The 15,029-nt window shown below is 37.0% G+C and carries 18 protein-coding genes; 6 read left to right on the top strand and 12 right to left on the bottom strand.

Annotation, left to right across the window (positions count from 1 at the left end; all coding sequences use genetic code 11):
- Positions 1–60: 60 nt before the first annotated feature.
- The 11 genes from cmk to MHH95_RS10050 form a co-directional block, all read right to left on the bottom strand.
- Complete coding sequence (cmk, locus tag MHH95_RS10100; protein WP_340727430.1) at positions 61–735, bottom strand: (d)CMP kinase; 675 nt, start codon at positions 733–735, stop codon at positions 61–63.
- Between the two features lie 155 nt (positions 736–890).
- Positions 891–1,544, bottom strand: a complete 654-nt coding sequence (locus tag MHH95_RS10095; RefSeq protein ID WP_340727429.1) for a flagellar brake protein — start codon at positions 1,542–1,544, stop codon at positions 891–893.
- A gap of 82 nt (positions 1,545–1,626) precedes the next feature.
- Positions 1,627–2,910, bottom strand: coding sequence for a PepSY1/2 domain-containing protein (locus MHH95_RS10090; RefSeq protein WP_340727428.1), 1,284 nt, complete (start codon positions 2,908–2,910; stop codon positions 1,627–1,629).
- A gap of 13 nt (positions 2,911–2,923) precedes the next feature.
- Positions 2,924–3,751 carry a spore cortex-lytic enzyme gene (gene sleB, locus MHH95_RS10085; protein WP_340727427.1) on the bottom strand — a complete coding sequence of 276 codons (828 nt, stop codon included), beginning with the start codon at positions 3,749–3,751 and terminating at the stop codon, positions 2,924–2,926.
- A 158-nt stretch (positions 3,752–3,909) separates the two neighbouring features.
- On the bottom strand, positions 3,910–4,584 hold the full coding sequence (gene prsW / locus MHH95_RS10080) for a glutamic-type intramembrane protease PrsW (protein WP_340727426.1): 675 nt from the start codon (positions 4,582–4,584) through the stop codon (positions 3,910–3,912).
- A 127-nt stretch (positions 4,585–4,711) separates the two neighbouring features.
- Positions 4,712–5,677, bottom strand: a complete 966-nt coding sequence (locus MHH95_RS10075; RefSeq protein WP_340727425.1) for an asparaginase — start codon at positions 5,675–5,677, stop codon at positions 4,712–4,714.
- A gap of 5 nt (positions 5,678–5,682) precedes the next feature.
- The gene (locus MHH95_RS10070; RefSeq protein WP_340727424.1) at positions 5,683–6,657 is read right to left on the bottom strand and encodes a YpdA family putative bacillithiol disulfide reductase; all 975 of its coding nucleotides are present in this window, start codon (positions 6,655–6,657) and stop codon (positions 5,683–5,685) included.
- A gap of 54 nt (positions 6,658–6,711) precedes the next feature.
- A complete protein-coding gene (locus tag MHH95_RS10065; RefSeq protein ID WP_340727423.1) occupies positions 6,712–7,470 on the bottom strand; it encodes a metallophosphoesterase in 759 nt (252 codons plus the stop codon).
- A 134-nt stretch (positions 7,471–7,604) separates the two neighbouring features.
- On the bottom strand, positions 7,605–8,306 hold the full coding sequence (locus MHH95_RS10060; protein ID WP_340727422.1) for a LysM peptidoglycan-binding domain-containing protein: 702 nt from the start codon (positions 8,304–8,306) through the stop codon (positions 7,605–7,607).
- An 80-nt stretch (positions 8,307–8,386) separates the two neighbouring features.
- Positions 8,387–9,832, bottom strand: a complete 1,446-nt coding sequence (locus tag MHH95_RS10055) for a RecQ family ATP-dependent DNA helicase (RefSeq protein WP_340727421.1) — start codon at positions 9,830–9,832, stop codon at positions 8,387–8,389.
- Complete coding sequence (locus MHH95_RS10050) at positions 9,829–10,869, bottom strand: helix-turn-helix domain-containing protein (protein WP_340727420.1); 1,041 nt, start codon at positions 10,867–10,869, stop codon at positions 9,829–9,831. Before MHH95_RS10050 ends, MHH95_RS10055 begins: the two co-directional genes overlap by 4 nt.
- A gap of 102 nt (positions 10,870–10,971) precedes the next feature.
- Here MHH95_RS10050 and MHH95_RS10045 point away from each other — a divergent pair, with 102 nt between their 5' ends.
- The 6 genes from MHH95_RS10045 (at position 10,972) to MHH95_RS10020 (ending at position 14,438) form a co-directional block, all read left to right on the top strand.
- Positions 10,972–11,220, top strand: a complete 249-nt coding sequence (locus MHH95_RS10045; protein ID WP_191698195.1) for a ferredoxin — start codon at positions 10,972–10,974, stop codon at positions 11,218–11,220.
- A gap of 148 nt (positions 11,221–11,368) precedes the next feature.
- Positions 11,369–12,145: an enoyl-ACP reductase FabI gene (locus MHH95_RS10040; protein WP_340727419.1), complete on the top strand. Its 777-nt coding sequence runs from the start codon at positions 11,369–11,371 to the stop codon at positions 12,143–12,145.
- Positions 12,146–12,231: 86 nt separating this feature from the next.
- Positions 12,232–12,513, top strand: coding sequence for an excalibur calcium-binding domain-containing protein (locus MHH95_RS10035; protein ID WP_340727418.1), 282 nt, complete (start codon positions 12,232–12,234; stop codon positions 12,511–12,513).
- Positions 12,514–12,529: 16 nt separating this feature from the next.
- The gene (locus MHH95_RS10030; protein WP_340727417.1) at positions 12,530–13,228 is read left to right on the top strand and encodes a glycerophosphodiester phosphodiesterase; all 699 of its coding nucleotides are present in this window, start codon (positions 12,530–12,532) and stop codon (positions 13,226–13,228) included.
- A gap of 227 nt (positions 13,229–13,455) precedes the next feature.
- Positions 13,456–13,635, top strand: coding sequence for a hypothetical protein (locus MHH95_RS10025; RefSeq protein ID WP_191698198.1), 180 nt, complete (start codon positions 13,456–13,458; stop codon positions 13,633–13,635).
- Between the two features lie 539 nt (positions 13,636–14,174).
- Complete coding sequence (locus MHH95_RS10020) at positions 14,175–14,438, top strand: hypothetical protein (RefSeq protein WP_340727416.1); 264 nt, start codon at positions 14,175–14,177, stop codon at positions 14,436–14,438.
- Positions 14,439–14,533: 95 nt separating this feature from the next.
- Here the strand turns inward: MHH95_RS10020 and MHH95_RS10015 are convergent, their stop codons facing one another.
- The gene (locus tag MHH95_RS10015; RefSeq protein WP_191698200.1) at positions 14,534–14,734 is read right to left on the bottom strand and encodes a cold-shock protein; all 201 of its coding nucleotides are present in this window, start codon (positions 14,732–14,734) and stop codon (positions 14,534–14,536) included.
- Positions 14,735–15,029: the final 295 nt, after the last annotated feature.

The following is a 15,029-nucleotide window of genomic DNA, read 5'->3' as shown; positions in this document are numbered from 1 at the left end:
GACAAAAAATAACCCTTTATTTTCAGAAATTTCATGCGTTACATAGGATAACCATATAAATTAGCTCATTTTTTGTTGTGCTAATTCTATAATTTCCTGTGCAGCTTCTTGAATTGTTAAATGTGTTGTATCCAAAAATAGTGCATCTTCTGCCTGAATAAGCGGTGAAGCCTCACGCTCACTGTCAAGCTTGTCCCGGAGTGCGATTTCCTGTTGCAATGTTGCAATTGTAGAAGGAATTCCTCTTCGTTCGTTATCAAGGAAACGACGGCGTGCCCGTTCTTCTACAGTTGCCGACATGAATATTTTAAGTTCCGCATCTTTTAATACATGTGTTGCGATATCTCGTCCATCCATCACAACTCCACCATCCGCTGCCAGCTTTTGTTGCATTGAAACTAGTATTTCGCGAATATTTGCGTGAGCCGCGACTTCCGAAACATTTGCAGTTACCTCATTTGAACGGATTGCTTCAGACACATTTTGTCCATCTACAAAAACAATTTGCCCCTGCTCTGATGGCTTTAATGTAATTGTTGTATTTTGCAGCATCGTTTCTATAGACTTTGCGTCATGTAATTGTATGTTTTCATTCAAAGCTTTATACGTAACAGCACGATACATTGCTCCTGTATCTATATACGTAAATTGAAGCGTTTCGGCCACTATTTTTGCAATTGTACTTTTACCTGCCCCGGCTGGACCATCAATTGCAATTTGAATTTTTTTAACCATAATTAAATCCCTACTTTCCGTAGTTATTGTATCATAACCTGAAAAATATTAACTTCATTTCAATCTAAATTTTACTTGGATATTTTTGTAGACACTTTTAATTATCTATCTAAAAAAGATCTAAAAAGTGGGGTACTTTTCAGATCTTCATGTTTTTATATTTCGTTCATTTCTTTTTTTCGAATTAACACTTGACGCTCAAAGCAGAAGCGCACAATTTGCTGTTTATCAAAATCCTCAGTGTCTGCAAATTGTAATGACGCTACTTGAATTCCATCCCGCTCGAAAACTCTGACTACTTCGGAGTTTGTCTCAATGTATCGAATCTCTCCATTTGCAAACGGCAATACAATTAAAGTATTCACCATATCACCTTCAATAAAATTCACCGGGGTTTTCAAGCGTATTAAAATACCGCCAGCACTAATATCTTCAGCCACAAACTGGAATTTCTGTCCTTCATGTTCAACTGCAATATCTACAGGTGTTTCTACACGGACAAACTTTCGACGTTGTATTTTTATGAATTCATCAGCAGCAGGATGTGAGAGGATGATCATCTGAACATCCCCTCCTTTACGCCCTAAAACTTCGGTATTAAAGGAGTAGGTTTCCTTTGCTTCCGTACTGAATGTCACTCGAAATTGTGCACCATCTATTAAAAAAGCTGTTTTCTTCGTTGCTAAATTAATCGGATAATCGATAAAAATCATATTGTTGTGTTTTTCCACTACACGACATTTGAATTTTTCTATTCTTTCCGTATATGTTGGCTCTAATGTTAATTGTGTTCCAATCTTAAGTTCCATTTGCCTCTCTCCGTTACAAATATTATGATAATCCATTATCTCACGGGAAAGGGAATTTAGCTATATTTTTACAATTGGTTCACTAATTTAACTTTTCGTTCTTAATTACTTCATGTGTTTCTGCATCAATTACAATACGGAAAGTATCATTGGATTTATTATTTAATCTTGCAATTACTTCATAACATTTACGTAGCTCTAGACTTTTGTTAGCTGTATAGATTTTTTTCGTTTCTTCTACAGAAACTTGGTCGGAAAAGAATTTTTCCCAATCTATTGGTACTTCACCTTGAGTCGGTATTTTTTCTTCCTGTATATATTCCATAGCATTGACACCTAAAATTTCAGCATTGTCTTTTGCTACTTTTACCTGGATACTATCCGGATATACAAGCGCTTCATCTTCACCGTGTACTCTTGAAAATACGAAATGCCATGCCTCGTGATTTTCTCTTGATTCGGCAATTTTTACGTCAGAATAGCCGACCTTTTTCATAAATTTTTCAGCAGTACTCAAAATTTCTTCATGTGATAATGGATGTTTTTTCACCGGTCTTTCCAATAAAAATGAAAGAAGATGACCGCCATTTTCTGTTATATCAGCATAACCAATTTTCGATCCATGGATAAACTGGATATGATAAAAAGGATATGGGGCATCATCGCTGCTTTTTGTGACAGTAACAAGGGCATCATCAATATTTGGGAAGAAATTTTTGAATTTCTTAATTGCCTCACTTTTTGTGATTTTCTCATCCTTTATATGTTGTAAGTCTCGCTTTTTTTCATAATCAGACTCACTGGCAGTTAAAGGAAAATCAGTTTCATTATATGTTTTTAATTGTTTCGAAACATTCATAAATGGCGATTCACTTAGATCGGTTGTATGGTTATTCGACCATTTTTTCATGTCGCCATCATTTTCATAAAATGCTACCGTTGCAGTGTTCCATTCTTCTGCAAACGCATGTAAATTTGCTGCAACAGTATTCATCTTTTTTTGCCAATTTTCATAATCACCTGTTACTGCCGCTTGCTTTGCATTATCACCGATTTTCCCTAAATAGCGCATCCATTCATTTTGAACTTCTGGCTGTATCGGCAAATTTGCTACAGACTTCCTTAAATCACTGCTCATGCGCCAAATTGAATCTAATTCATTATTTAACGCTTTTTCATCTTGAAATATTAAAGATTGCTCGACTGTTGAATGTAATGTTGACAATTTTTCAGTTGCCGCTGATAAATCTCTTGTTTGGGCGGCAAAAACCGATCGTTCAAGCTGTTTGTTTTGAGTAAATAAGTCAAACGATACAAATCCTAATATGACAACAAATAACCCTAATAAATATGCAAAGTTTCTCATGATTCACACCCTTTTATAAGCAAAATATATGTTCGCCGATTTGTTTGATTTGAGGTCTTGACCATATCCATTTACTTGTCGCTGTTACAGGATTGAAATAGTAAAGAGCGTTTTCTGACGGATCCCAGCCGTTAATTGCATCGAGAACAGCCTGTTTAGCACGCTCGTTCGGAGTAAGCCAAATTTGTCCATCTGCTACCGCTGTAAAAGCTAAAGGCTGGAATATAATTTCCGAAATAGTATCCGGAAATTCAGGAGATTCTAAACGATTTAAAATTACCGCTGCTACAGCAACTTGTCCTTCATAAGGCTCCCCACGTGCTTCTCCGTAAACAGCATTTGCTAGTATTTGTAAATCTTGTTCCGAATAACCTGGTGGTAATTGCATAGAGTCCGTCAAATTAGCACCTGTTCCAGATCCTTTGTTCGCTCCCGATCCTGAGCCTGTGCTTGCAGTTGCGTTATTCTTTTTCACTTGGTCTTTCAGAGGCATACCTCCATAGTACGTAAATTGATTACCTGCATTAATTTGCTCATGCACAAAGGCTCTATCAAAATCGGAGTTATTTACAAGCTTTTCTTTCGTTTTTTGACCCGCTATTCCATCTACCGGAAGTCCGTATTGTTCCTGGAAATTACGCAGAGCCCAATACGTTCCATATCCAAATTTCCCGTCAATTTTGCCATGATAAAAGCTTAAATATTGTAATCGTGCCTGTAGTTCTACCACATCATCCCCAAAAGCACCACGCTGCACTTCTTGATCTGAAAATGCAATTGTATGGCTTGCAAAGCTACCTGACAAAATGAGTATGAATAATACAATCTTTTTCAATGTCATTTCCACTCCTTTTTTAGTAGGATGGAGTTAATTAAAAAGTTTATACATCCGAAAAATACATTTCGTCCATAAAATAGTGAACAATTTACTTTTAAACAAATTGCACTTTTAGACGCAACAAAAAAGGTCTGATACAAAAAAATTCTGTATCAAACCTATTATGTATCCCCACTCTGGGATAAATGATCTATTAAATGCTCATGCGCCTGTTTAACCTTACGAAGTGCAAACGTCCAAAGGAATAACATAAACGGCAACATTGCATACATGAAATACTCTTCTAACAATAGAATGGAGTTATATATAATGTGAAGTCCAATTGGGGCAAATAAAGCGAGCGCAATATATTTTTTCATAATTGTTTCGCTCGAAAACTTTCCTTTCCCGTAATAATATCCCATAACCACGCCAAATAAAGCATGACTTGAAACTGGTAAAAGTGCCCGCATGAACGCCTGGTCAAGTCCAAACGATAACAGAAAAATCACATTTTCCACAGTAGCAAACCCTAGTGACACAGCTGCACCATATAAAATACCATCGTACGGATCATCAAATTCGACGTGCCGTAAAATAACAGCCAGAATGATGAGCCATTTTACCAATTCTTCAATCGAACTCGTAAAAATGACATTAATAAAAAAAGGGTTCGAAAATGTTTCCTCTTCCTTTAAAACGAATTGCAAAAATAAAACCGGGAACGTAATTATTGCGCCATAAATGAACGCTTGAAATAATGTACGCCTTGGCTCTGTATCCATTTGATTTCTCAGATAAAAATAGCTTAAAAGGGCTAGACCCGGCGCAATTGCTGCAGATAAAATTATAAACATGTGGCCGGCTCCTTTCGATTCTCAAGTTCTAAATAGTATATCACTATTTATTTAATCACAGTTACCAGTATCCAATATTTGTATAAAAATAACTAAAACTCGGTAATTTCTAACCGAGTTTTAGATATCATTGCATAAAAGAAGCATAATTCGTATCGCCATTTGCAAGCATCAACAGAAGTTTTAAACGGGCTTTTTTCGGGTCAAAGTCGCCCCCCATAATAACACCAGTATCTTTTAGATTATTAGCGCTACTATAATAATCATATGTAGGGAATACGCGCCCTTCCTCTGTCGATGTTGTCAAAACGATCTTTGTCCCTTTTTGACAAAGTTTTTCGATTGCACCCATCATTTGAGGCGCCACCTGACCTCGTCCTGCACCGACAAGAATTACTCCTTCAATATCAGCTTCATAAAGAGCATCTAAAATAATTGAGCCAGCTCCTAAATAAGCAAAAACAATTTCTACCGTAGGATAGCTTTCTTTTATTGCATACACTTCTTTATGCGTTGGCTTTTGATAGATTACAACTTCATCATTATCAATAAAACCTAGCATCCCGTAACCAATAGCACCAAACCCGTTAATACTTGATGAGTGTGTTTTCTTTACATACTTTGAATGCAGAATCTTTTCATTAAATACTACGCAAATGCCTATATTTTTTGCCTCATCACTTGATGCCACCAATAAGGAATTACGTAGATTAGAATAGACGTCCGTTCCGATGTCTTCAGGAGATTTTTGTGAACCTGTCACAATAACCGGGCGTTCATCATATAATGTCAACTCTAAAAAATAGGCAGTTTCCTCTAGACTGTCTGTCCCGTGTGTCACCACAATTCCACTTACAGAAGGATCTTGAAAGACTTTTGTGATGGTTTTGTTCAAGTGATTTAAATTTTCAAATGTCATATGCATCGACGGGATTTGATATAAATCAATTAATTCAATATCGATATCATTTTCAAGCTGGCACATTGATAAAATTGCCTGTCCATCAAGCTTACCGGATTCCAGCTTATTTTTATCGTTTCGCGTACTAGCAATTGTACCGCCTGTGGTGATTAGCACTACTTTTTTCTTCAAAAAATTCACCCCTTATGTAGTTTTTCATTTGCGATAGTTTTTGCGATTAACCCTCCATGGAAGCGACCATTTTCAATAAAAATCTCATTGGCATTATTGCCTGCTGCTATAACTCCGGCAATGAATAAATTTTCGATATTCGTTTCCATCGTTTCGGGATTAAAAGCCGGTCTTCCTGTTTCATTATCAATATGAACACCCATTGCACTTATAAATCGGTGGTCCGGATGATAGCCAGTCATTGCAAAGACAATATCGTTGCCTACAGTTTCGGTAACTCCTTCTACCTCTAAAATTACTTCTGTCTCACGGATTTCCTTTACTTCTGTATTAAAATGCATCGTAATTTCACCTTCGCGGACAAGTCCCAAAAACTCCGGCAGTACCCACGGCTTAATGCTTGGTGAATAATCATTGCCTCTATAAATGACCGTTACATGTGCCCCAGCTTTGTTAAGCTCCAGCGCAGCATCGATCGCCGAATTTTTGCCTCCAATAACGAGAACGTCTAAATCAAAAAAAGGATGACCTTCTTTAAAATAATGATGAACTTTCGGCAAGTCCTCACCTGGAATATTTAAATAGTTTGGATGATCATAATAGCCTGTAGCAATAACTACATAAGGTGTTTCATAAATATCTTTATCAGTTTGTACGGTAAATAAACCGTTCGTTTTTTCTACACTTTTCACCATTTCAAAACGATTGACATGAATTTTTTTCGCTTTCACCACTTCACGATAATAGACAAGTGCCTGATTACGCTTTGGCTTTCGTTCTTCAATAATAAATGGTACATCACCAATGGCTAACTTCTCACTCGTACTGAAAAATGTTTGATGTGTTGGATAATTGTATATCGCATTGACGATATTCCCCTTTTCAATAACAAGTGGTGACAATCCGATATTTTGTAGTTCAATCGCTGCTGATAATCCACATGGACCTCCACCGACAATGATTGCGTCTACCTTTTGCATAGTAACAGCTCCTTAATCAAATACAATAACCTTATTATACTGCTCTTTTCTATTTTACAAAGACTTCTCTTTGAAATTTATTTCTATTAAATGACACTCAGGCTTTGCGCCGAATCGTAATGGTAAGAGGGTTGTGCCATAGCCGTTGCTTACTAGTTCATAGCGGTTTTGAACTTTTTTGAAATACCCATGCGGTTGGACACCCAATTTCCCCAGCCGAATCTGTCCCCCGTGCAAATGTCCGGCAATGCTAAGTATAGGTTGAAATTTTTGATGAACTTTCTTAAATAACTCAGGGTTGTGCGCAATGAATACTGTTTGAGACTCCAAGCAATTATCGATTGCACGTTGAATATTTCCTTCACCTGGCCGATACGAAACCGCACTGATTGTTAAGCCATTCTCGCTAACCAGCTTAATCGACTCATTTTCAAGTATTCTAATTTCGTGCTTCTTTAATAGTTGGCGAAGCTTATGTTCTCCAAATTCAACATCATTATTCCCCCATACAAAATAGGTTGGTCCGAGTTGCTTAACAAGCCGTATATTATGAAGGAAAGTCTCTTCTGTTGTACGGCGATCTACGAAGTCTCCGCCAATTATGACCGCACTTACTCTTTTATTTATTGATGTAATCATCGTTTTATCAATTTTACGAGCATGTGTATCGGAAATAAAAAACAAATGCACCTTCTCCTGTTGTTTACCTATTGTATGTACTTCATGCATACGAAGGTTATTTTCATGTGCCTGCATATACATAAAAAGCAGCAGTATGATACAAACACTCCCGATAATCCCAATAAAAACCATGCGCAATCCTCCAATATAAAAGCAAATACTACTTATACAATATCCATTTTTAACGTTTTCTTAACAAACAAAAAGACGAGCACCAAAACGGATCGTCTTTTTTACATATCGATATACGAAATGTTTTACTGCTTTTATGGAACGATTACTAAAACTTGCCCAGCTGTAATACTATCAGATGATAAATTATTGGCAGCTTTTATTTTTTCAATATATGCAGGACTACCGTTACCGTAGTACTTTAACGCAATTCGATATAAGTTGTCCGATGAAGAAACGGTATGAGTTTTTTGCTCCGCTTTAGCTGCTGCTTTTTTCTTTTCCTCAAGTTCTTTTGCTTTTTTAGCTGCAACCTTTTGTGCTTCTTCGGCTTTTTTTGCCTCTGCAGCATCTTTTTCGGCTCTTGCTTTAGCCAATTTTTCTTCAGCTTTTTTTGCTTCTTCAGCTGCTAAGCGTTCTTTTTCTGCCTTTTCGTCATCGACTTTGGCTTTTTCAGTTGCTTGATCTTTGTCTGTGTCTTTTTTGTCCTCATCGCTGTCAATAGATGCCGGAGTTTGTGGATTTTGCTTTTGAATTTCCACTAAATTCTCTTCCCCACCGCTTGCACTTTCTTTTGCGGATGTGCTTGGTTCATATATAAGCCAGACGTACCCTAAAATTGTTAGGGGAATAAATATTAAGACAACCGTTAAGATCGTCATCATTGGGTTTGATTGTTTTTTTGCACTCTTTTTTCGATGTCTGCTAACACGAGACACTTTTGAACCTGACTCGTTATGTAGGTCAATCTCTTGGCGATGCTCTTCTACCTTCTCCCGGTAATCCTCTTTTGCCATGTTCTGCACCCCTCCAACTACTAAAAATATAACTTTATTATGACGAATTTCTCCAAAAAAGTAAACGGTTCGCGAGTAGATTACAAGTTTCGTAGTAGTAATTTGTCCAAGCGTTGTTGCCAATTTGTCATTTTCACAGTTTCTTTCGATAGATCTCTCTTTTGAACAAGGTTAGATAATTCTATTCCGCAGTTTGTACAGCAATTTTCCTGCTGCTCTATTAAGTGCTGTCCAAAGTAACGAACTACTTGTCTTCGCATACATTCTTCATGTGTAATGAGCTTTAGAACAAGCTCCACTTCATCAAACTTTTTCAGCTGCATTTCCTGCATTCTACTATTTACTTTTTCAGGAGACTCCCGCGCCAGCCAATAACTTAAAACACGAAATACGACTTCCGACAATTCCCCATTTGTAAGTAACGATTCTGGCCGTTGGCCTGCAGCGACGGTTTGCATAAATCGCTCAATATGCACTTCTTTTGGCAAATCTTCAGTAGCGATAAATTTAGAAAATTGTTCATCCCCATCACAATATAGCAAAAAAGCGACAGCGGAATTTCCATCTCGCCCTGCCCGACCAATTTCCTGCATATAATTGGACAAAGTAGCCGGCATTGTTTCATGAATTACCTGTCGTACATTTTCTTTATGGATCCCCATCCCAAATGCATTTGTTGCGACAATCCACTCAAGTTTCCCTGCCAAAAATTGCTGTTGGATAAATTGGCGATCCTGTGCTTCCTTTCCGGCATGATAGGCAGCAGCGGCAACATTTTGCTGAATGAGTTGCAAACTAATCGATTCTGCTTTAGCCCTAGATTGTGTATAAATGATTCCAGGTCCCGCTGTACTTTTCACATGTTCAATAATCCATTCAATTTTTTCTTCTCGATGTGTAAACGCTTTTTTTACTAAATGAATATTTTCCCTGTTTACCGTGTGCATATATTGAAAAGGTTCATTCATATTTAAATACGATTTTATGTCTCGGAGCACCGTGTCAGTAGCTGTTGCCGACAATGCAAGTATTGGCGGGCGGTTTGATTGTGGGAGCACTTCTCCAATACGTAAATAATCAGGACGGAAATCAAAACCCCATTGTGAAATACAATGAGCTTCATCCGCTACGATCAGTGAGAGCTCTATCTCCTGGATACGCGCCTTTACTTGAGGTTGCAGCAGCATTTCAGGGGAGATAAAAATAAAGCGATACTCCTGCAAAAAATGAAGGGCGTATTTTTTTTGTTCCATTGTTAAGAAAGAATTGAGGGCTACGACCCGTTTTTCACCCATTTGTTTCAGCTGATCAACTTGGTCCTGCATAAGCGATAAAAGTGGCGATACAATTAAAACAGGTTTTTGAAATAAATACCCCGGTAGTTGATAACAAAGGGATTTCCCCATACCAGTCGGCAAAATGGCAACAACATCGTTTCCCTTTAAAATATTTCCGATAATTTCTTCTTGCCCTGGTCGAAATGCATCATATCCAAAATATTGTTTTAAAGCGCCTTGTAAATTCATGTTGTAATAGCTCCTTTCGCCAATGTTAGCCTTAATTGAAAATAACTTAGATGCGGTAATATTTCCTTCAATGTTTTTAAACGTTTCGTTCCGTAATCTTCGACTGCCGCTAAAATTTGCTGCTGATCTTCAATCGTTACAAATGGCTCAATTGAAAAATCCATTACGTTCATCGCCATTTCAACAATGTGATCTTCAATCGTATTGATTTTCAAACGACGGATATGGCTAATTTCCTCAATCGTTTTTCCAACTTTGTAAAGCTTTGCAGTTGCATTGGCTGAAGAAGTCAACAGTACTTCGACACGAATATTTTGCATGATCTCATGCAATAATGGATAAAGGGTTGTTTTTTGATACAGCTCATTTAGCCATGCATGTAGTCCACTTATATAAAGAAGTTGGACATCCATTTCCTGCATTTCATAACCAAATGCCAGCTGTTGCCACGTAAAACCAGGTTCGTTGTAGCCTGATAATCGGTAAATCATTAAATCTTTAATATTTTCTTCTATTGCCAGCTGGGATAGGCTTGCTGATATTTCACTATGTAATGACTGCTGTAGCATTCGTTTTTGGTAATGATGGCGCAGTAAAAATTGACGGACCCATTGCTGTGTTTGTTCATTCCTTTCAATAGGGATAAACGTGTTTTTTTGATGTAGCTGATGTGACAGACTTTGTACAATAAGTGATACCCGACTAAAAAACAGATGCTCATTCCCGCGATAATGCCAACTATCGTAAGAGATCGGCAACGATTGCGCAGCAAGTTGTTTTCCATGTTCCGTGATGCTATAATACCCATTCTCCTCAATTAAAATATCATTTTTAGCAAACAATAAATCAATCTGCTCATCAAATTTTTGACGCGTCAGCTTTGGTAGCAGACCAAAAAAAGGATAGAGATTATATAGCCCTACATCATGAATCGTCTGCCCTGATCTCTTGCCTTTTAACAGATGGTAAGCAGCCGAAATTGTTCTTTCTTGCTGGAATGTATATAATATTTTCAAAAGAATTTGTTGGATTAGCATATCAAATCCCTCATTTTCGTAGTATTAGGTTGAAAAGTGCTGAAAACACATTTAGAATAAATAAGAGCTTTATGGAAACGAACGGATAAAGGAGAGGTAACAATGCCAAAATATACAATCGTAGATAAAGATACATGTATCGCTTGTGGCGCTTGTGGCGCTGCTGCACCAGATATTTATGACTATGATGATGAAGGTATCGCTTTCGTTATTTTAGATGATAACATGGGTACAGCTGAAGTTCCAGAGGATCTACTAGAAGACATGCAAGATGCATTTGAAGGCTGCCCAACAGATTCTATTAAAGTAGCTGAAGAAACGTTTGATGGCGATTCTTTAAAATTTGAATAATACGTAAGCAAACGAAGTGATTCTTTAATTTTTATTAAAGAATCACTTTTATTTTTCTTTTTTTCATATTGCGCATCATTATTAGAGATGTTATAGTTATTATTAGTAGCAGGTACTAATAATAACTAACTATTTTAGGGGTGTCGTTATGGATTTATTGGAGTTAAAAGGCAAGAATATAGTTGTAATGGGTGTAGCCAATGAAAGAAGTATCGCCTGGGGTATCGCGAAAAAACTTTTTGAAGTAGGCGCAAATGTTATTTTTACATATCGCAAAGAACGTTCTAAAGGAAAAATCGAAAAACTTTTAACAGGTTATGAGGACCACAATACAGCTGTTTTTGAATGTGATGTTAATAGTGATGAGAGCATCGAAACGGCCTTTACTCAAATTGGGGAACAATATAAAGTCATTCATGGAATCGTCCATTCAGTGGCATTCGCACACGCAGAAGATCTGCACAATCGTTTTGTTGAAACTACGCGTGAAGGATATGCTTTTGCACAGGATACGAGTGCATACTCTTTAATCGCTGTAACAAAAGCAGCCAAACCTTACATGACGGATGGCGGATCTGTTGTGACGATGACTTATCTAGGTGCTGAGCGAGTTCTTGATGGCTATAATGTAATGGGCGTTGCTAAAGCGGCACTTGAAGCTTCGATGCGTTACCTAGCAGCAGATGTTGGTGCAGATAATATTCGTGTAAACGCCATTTCAGCTGGTGCCATTCGTACATTAGCAGCAAAAGGTGTACCAAGCTTCAATCAAATTTTACACAAAATCGAAGAAACAGCTCCGTTAAAACGCAACACGAACCAAGAGGAAGTTGCTGATATGACAATCGTTATGTTAAGCAAGTTATCTCGTGGCGTGACAGGCGAAACGATTTATATCGATAGCGGTTATCATATTATGGGTTAGTCATAAGCGAATTCACAGCCTCCCTTGTGAATTCGCTTATTTATTTGGTAAAATGTAGAAAAATGGTTTTTCAGGAGGAATTTACATTGAAAAAATTTATTTCAGTAATTTTACTAAGCGCTTTCGTTATTGGTCCCCTATCATTTTCCACAATTGAAGCCGAAGCAGCTACAAAAAGTAAAGTGAAGTTAGTCGAATACAAAAACTGTTCAGAACTAAATGTTGTTTATAAAGGCGGAGTTGCAAAAGCGGCAAATGTTAAGAATAAAGGCGGTAAAACAAAGCACCAACCGTTCGTCTCTGCTGAATTATATAAATTAAACATCAAAAGCGACCGAGATAAAGATGGCATTGCCTGTGAAAAATAGGAAGGTAGGTAAATAAATGAATATTGTTGCCCATCGCGGATACAGTGCAAATTATCCTGAAAATACGCTCATCGCTTTTCAAGAAGCAGCAAAAATAGACGTGTGGGGCGTGGAGTTTGATGTCCATTTAACGAAAGACGATCAATTAGTTGTGATTCACGATGAAAAAATCAATCGCACGTCCAATGGCAAAGGTTTTGTAAAAGATATGACATTGCAGGAACTTCGTACTTTTGATTTTGGTGCTTCGTTTGCTCCTGAATTTGCAGGCCAAACAATTCCTACCCTTACTGAAGTGTTAGATGTATTCAAGCCTACACATCACATTATTAATATCGAGATAAAATCAGATATTTTTGAATATCCAGGTATTGAGGCACTTATCGCAAACGAGATTCATGCTTTTGATTTAGAAAAACGTATAATCATCTCTTCGTTCAACCATGAAAGCATTGCACGTTTCCAACAAATTATGCCTAACGTCAAAACCGCGCTGCTATTTGCATCGCTCGTAGTAAATCTGGAAGAATATGTGAAGAATTTTAACAGTGAAGCCATTCATATCCCCTACTACTATGGCATGCGGTCAATTATACAGCGAGCTATTAAAAACGGTGTTATTGTAAGAGCCTATACAGTCAATGATGACAAAATAGCCCGTCAGATGCAGGCCTTGGGGGTTGAGGCAGTGTTCTCCGATGTAGTAAAAATATAAAATAATGAAAAGTCTGTTTCAAATGATGTGTTTTGAAGCAGACTTTTCATTTGTAATATTTTGATTATTTTTAGAAAAACGCTTTCAAAGAGCTAATATAGGTTAAGTTCATTTTATCGTCAAATTATTAACAAATCCCCGCATTTTTTAATCATTTCCTTTGAGGTCAGACGTCTATTTGCTGTATATTTAGAGTAACAACTAACACCGATTCGGAGATGAAATATATGAATACAGAAATTTTAACATTTGTTGAAAAGATGGAAGCAGCCGTACTGAACGATTTAGTCACTACAGACACTTCTGATTTATATGAAATTGCAGTCGAAATGATTGCTGAGCACAAAGAGGCTTACTTAAATATTTGCCAGGCATATGAGGTTGTTAAGCACAACTTGCTTGGATAAGTACACACCAACAAAGTCATTCACATAGCGGTTCCCCTCCGCAATATAAAAAACGCCCATTTTTCAATATTGAAATGGGCGTTTCAGATTGTCGACAAAAGGTCTCGAGAAACCTTTTGTCTTTTTATTATAAATTTTAATTAGGTGCTTAGCAGGAACAAGTTGTTCACGCTCATTAATTTGAATTGATTTCTAGTCATCGTAGATATCGTATCTCACTTTATTTAAAGCGATGAATAAGTTGATTGGAATGGAGGGACCGTGACTCCACCGGGAACAGCACGCGCGGAAGATCCACTGAATTGTGCCTGCCGTTGTAGGTACAATTTAGTTAGCTGGAGCCGTGCCCGGGGAAAGCATCGGTCCCGGAATGGAAATCAACGGTTTTAAGAGTTTGTCCACAGTCTCAAACGCCCATTTTTCACATTGAAATGGGCGTTTTTTCTTGATATCTTTTATATGCGGGTAGTTTTCCTTACCGTAAATCATTCATACACTATAAATAAAAAAAAGAGGTGATATTAATTAAATCAATTTTAGTGATTGTTAATATTATTTTAAGCGGTATTGTGGCATTAATTATTGCTTGGTTTTTTGCAGACGGGGCATTGGGTGATGGTAATTCTTTTACACCGGAATTTTTTCTTATCTTACCGATCTGGTTTATTGGGGTACTATTGAGATTAAAAATGACATCCAATGGGAAATCGGAAAATACCTCTTACTTCCATCTACTTTTTAATAATCTTTTACTGTGGGTAACAATACCGATTGGCTATTTCTGCTCACTTCTTTTTGTATAAAATAGGAAGACACCTACATGATGAAAATTTTTTAGAGACGAAAAAAAGAGGTCTCCTACTGAAAGGAAACCTCTTCTATGGTTACATCATTAAAATTAAAGTTTTACGATGTTTGTAGCTTGTGGGCCACGTTGACCGTCTTCAACTGAAAATTCAACTTTTTGACCTTCTTCAAGTGATTTGAAACCTTCACCTTGAATAGCTGAGAAATGTGCGAATACGTCAGAACCGCCTTCAACTTCGATAAAGCCGAAACCTTTTTCTGCGTTAAACCATTTTACTGTACCTTGTGTCATAATAAATGACCTCCATTTAATTAAATTTAATAAGATCGCAATTTTCCCAAAAGAAAAAAATTCACATATTACAAAAAGCACAAAATAAAACACTAATACTCTTTGTAATAGGTGAATTTATTATTGTCTTGTAACCAATCTCATTACACTGAGTATACAATAAAAAAACTCATCTGTCTATTACAAAGTTTAAATTCACTTCCCTTTAATAATTTATTTTAATGCTTTATTACGGCATACCGTAATTCTGGCCAATAAGCTCAAATATAATTAAGTTGAGCTTTCTTTATTAAAT

The sequence above is a fragment of the Solibacillus sp. FSL K6-4121 genome (assembly GCF_038002585.1).
GTDB classification, from domain to species: domain Bacteria; phylum Bacillota; class Bacilli; order Bacillales_A; family Planococcaceae; genus Solibacillus; species Solibacillus faecavium.
Note: the sequence above shows the minus strand (reverse complement) of the source record. Positions and strands in the feature narration are given on the sequence as shown.